Genomic DNA, 3,369 nt, shown 5'->3' with positions numbered 1-3,369 from the left:
TCCTGAATAGGTGTTGGATTTTCGAAACCTAAATCCTTTACGGCATTAACAACGTCATCACTTATCCCCAATAATTTAAATGGGTTTATCATTATAACTTTATTTATTAAGCCGCGAAGGTACGCTTATTTTTCGGTATTTGTTTGGTACATAACGAAATAATAATTAAATATCCATTATCTCAGTCTGTCGGCCGACCGGATAAGCTGTTCATCTTTACGGATCCCTCTGAAAGCCAGACCACAAAAAATAACAGACAGAACAGGCAGGTAAGCCCCTACATTGAAAGTTGCACCAACAATGCCACCAGGGATATTCAGGGCATAATTAATCAGTGCTGCAATCAGCAATACGATCAACAGGATGCTCAGGAGTGTAATGCGCTTCTGTAAGGCCCTGTTATTAAACAGGAAAATGGTTGCCAGACATACTGCGGCCGCAAGGATTGTTCCCCCAAAAAGCGCTGTGTAAGTTGCTGTCTGCCGGGTGATATTATTCGTTTTTTCGTAAATCCCGCCTACCTGGAGCCAAATTTGACCTGTACTTGTGTTGTTTGTAAGAATGGGTAAAATAAGCAATAAAAACAGTGTCAGGCCAGCCAGAAAAAGCCATACGGATTGTACTCTTTGTATCATATCAATTTAATAATTTCAACAAATATATTAAAACACAACTAAACGCCTGTCTTGTTGAGGGGAAAAAAGTATTTTTGCAGTCTCTTGAATACGCAACGTTTTTTTATAGAATTGTCTTACGATGGCACCGCTTACCATGGCTGGCAGACACAGCCCAACTCGTTAACTGTGCAGCAGGAACTGGATAAAGCACTGTCTGTATTTTTCAGACAGCCGGTTGTTACCCTGGGCTGCGGCAGGACTGATGCAGGTGTACACGCCAGCAAGTTTTTTGCGCACATGGACCTGCAGGGAGTTACAGAAACTGCGGCTGCGAAAGCTGTAGGAAGTATCAATTCGCTGTTGCCGTATGCAATAGCTGTAAAAAGAATAGTTATTGTGGATGCTGCTGCACATGCCCGTTTTGATGCTACTGCACGTTCTTATGAGTACCACTTTCATTTTCACAAAGACCCTTTCAAGCTGAACCGTTCATGGTTATATAAAGCACCATTGGATGTAGCAGCTATGAATACTGCTGCTGCAAGCTTGCTCAGCTTCACAGATTTTACCAGCTTCAGCAAAACCAATACAGATACCGCAACCAATAACTGCAAAATCACTGAGGCTTACTTCCGTGAAACAGAAGACGGACTTATCTTTACCATTTCTGCTGATCGTTTTCTGAGGAATATGGTGCGCGCAATTGTAGGTACACTGGTTCTTGTAGGCCGGAAAGAAATTGATTTTACACAATTCGCGGCGATTATAGAAAGTAAGAACCGAAGCAATGCTGGGCAGTCCGTACCTGCCTGCGGACTATACCTGGTGAACATCACTTATCCTTTTTTCAATTAATTATGTCTAAAATTACCGGTGATGCTTTGAATGTAGGCCTGTTGAAAAGAGTTTTTCAATATGTAAAGCCTTACCGCACTATATTTATCTGGTCGGTCATCCTGACAATACTGCTGGCGGTAGTTGCTCCGGTACGGCCGTTCCTGATAAAATATACACTGGATCATTACATCTTACAGGGCCAGTACAATGGTCTGCTGATGATGACCATCGTGATGCTGCTGCTGCTTGTATTACAGAGTGCTATACAGTACAGTCACACCCTTCTTACCAATATCCTTGGGCAATCGGCTATACGCGATCTGAGGATCAATGTATTTAACCATATTACCACGCTGCGTTTAAAGTATTTTGATAAAACACCTATCGGGCAGCTGATCACCCGTACGGTGTCAGACCTTGAAACGATATCCGATATCTTTTCTGAAGGACTGATTGTAATTATAGGAGATATCCTGCAGGTGATCGCTATTATCTGTGTTATGTTTTATGCCGACTGGGGTTTGACCCTGATGGTATTGCTGCCGATGCCCCTCCTGATCATCGCCACCTCCATCTTTCAGCGTTCAATCAAATCGGCCTTCCAGGAAATCCGCACAGAGGTTTCCAATCTCAATACTTATCTGCAGGAGCACATCACCGGCATCTCCATCATTCAGTACTTTGCAAGGGAAGACCAGGAGTACCGTAAATTTAAGATGATCAACAAACGGTACCGCGATGCCAATATCCGCTCTAACTGGTACTATTCCATTTTCTTTCCTGTTGTAGAAATCATATCGGCGATGTGCCTTGGCCTGCTGGTCTGGTATGGCGCTAAAAGTATCCTCTCCAAGCCACTCGATGTAACTCCGGGAACTATCGCGGAGTTTATCCTTTACATCGGTATGCTGTTTAAGCCAATCAGGGAGCTGGCCGATAAATTCAATACATTACAGATGGGTATGGTTGGTGCAGAACGTGTTTTTAAAGTGCTGGATACTGATGAAAAGACAGTCAATAACGGTACTTACGCGCCTGCGAAAATGCAGGGAAACATCTCCTTCAACCACGTCTGGTTTGCTTATAACGATGAGAATTATGTGCTGAAAGACCTAAACTTCAAAGTTAAAGCCGGTCAAACTGTAGCCATGGTGGGTGCAACAGGTGCAGGAAAGTCATCTACAATCAATATCCTGAACCGTTTCTACGAAATCCAGAAAGGTGATATCAAAGTAGACGGAGTAAATATCGATGAATATGAACTCGGGTATTTAAGGAAGAATATCGCAGCAGTGCTTCAGGATGTTTTCCTTTTTTCTGATACAATTTTTAATAATATCACTTTAAACAATCCTGATATCACCATGGAAGAAGTGGTAGATGCAGCGGAGAAGGTGGGGGCACATGATTTTATCGAAAGGCTTCCGGGAGGATATCAGTATAATGTGATGGAACGGGGCGCTACGCTCTCTGCCGGGCAGGCGCAGCTGATCTCATTTATCAGGGCACTGGTTTATAACCCTTCTATCCTCGTGCTGGATGAGGCTACATCCTCGGTAGATACCGAAACGGAGATCCTGATCCAGTCGGCCATTGACAAACTCATGAAAGGGCGTACCTCAATTGTGATTGCCCACCGCCTGTCTACCATTCAGAAAGCTGATCAGATCATTGTACTCGATAAAGGAGAAATCATGGAAACCGGCAGCCACCAGGAATTGCTGAAGTTAGATGGCTATTATAAACGGCTGTACGATTTACAGTTCCATTCAGAAGGTATAGCTAAGTAGCATTTTTGTTTCTTTTCATTAATGTTTGAATTGCATTTGGCATTCCATGCAATAATCTTAGATTTGCATAAAAAATTATAGATACATGAGTGTTTTAGTAAATAAAGATTCAAAAGTAATTGTAC

At 42.7% G+C, this 3,369-nt stretch carries 3 protein-coding genes; 2 read left to right on the top strand and 1 reads right to left on the bottom strand.

Annotated features, from left to right (window positions below):
* Nucleotides 1-176 precede the first annotated feature (176 nt).
* Entirely contained in the window at nucleotides 177-635 is a 459-nt protein-coding gene (locus tag ABWY16_RS07920) for a DUF4293 domain-containing protein (protein WP_353904107.1), read from the bottom strand.
* Between the two features lie 84 nt (nucleotides 636-719).
* On the opposite strand from ABWY16_RS07920, the gene truA reads away from it, so the two are divergent.
* Nucleotides 720-1,472, top strand: coding sequence for a tRNA pseudouridine(38-40) synthase TruA (gene truA, locus ABWY16_RS07915; protein ID WP_353904106.1), 753 nt, complete (start codon nucleotides 720-722; stop codon nucleotides 1,470-1,472).
* Nucleotides 1,473-1,474: 2 nt separating this feature from the next.
* The gene (locus ABWY16_RS07910; protein ID WP_353904105.1) at nucleotides 1,475-3,244 is read left to right on the top strand and encodes an ABC transporter ATP-binding protein; all 1,770 of its coding nucleotides are present in this window, start codon (nucleotides 1,475-1,477) and stop codon (nucleotides 3,242-3,244) included.
* Nucleotides 3,245-3,369 lie beyond the last annotated feature (125 nt).

Origin of the sequence: Pedobacter sp. (genome assembly GCF_040513095.1) — a bacterium.
Taxonomy (GTDB): domain Bacteria; phylum Bacteroidota; class Bacteroidia; order Sphingobacteriales; family Sphingobacteriaceae; genus Pedobacter.
The sequence above is the reverse complement of the archived record's forward strand: the minus strand, read 5'-3'. Positions and strand labels throughout refer to the sequence as shown.

Excerpts from the sequence above, each read along its gene's own strand:
- ABWY16_RS07920 (WP_353904107.1), bottom strand. The coding sequence starts at position 635 with ATGATACAAAGAGTACAATCCGTATGGCTTTTTCTGGCTGGCCTGACA.
- ABWY16_RS07910 (WP_353904105.1), top strand. The coding sequence starts at position 1,475 with ATGTCTAAAATTACCGGTGATGCTTTGAATGTAGGCCTGTTGAAAAGA.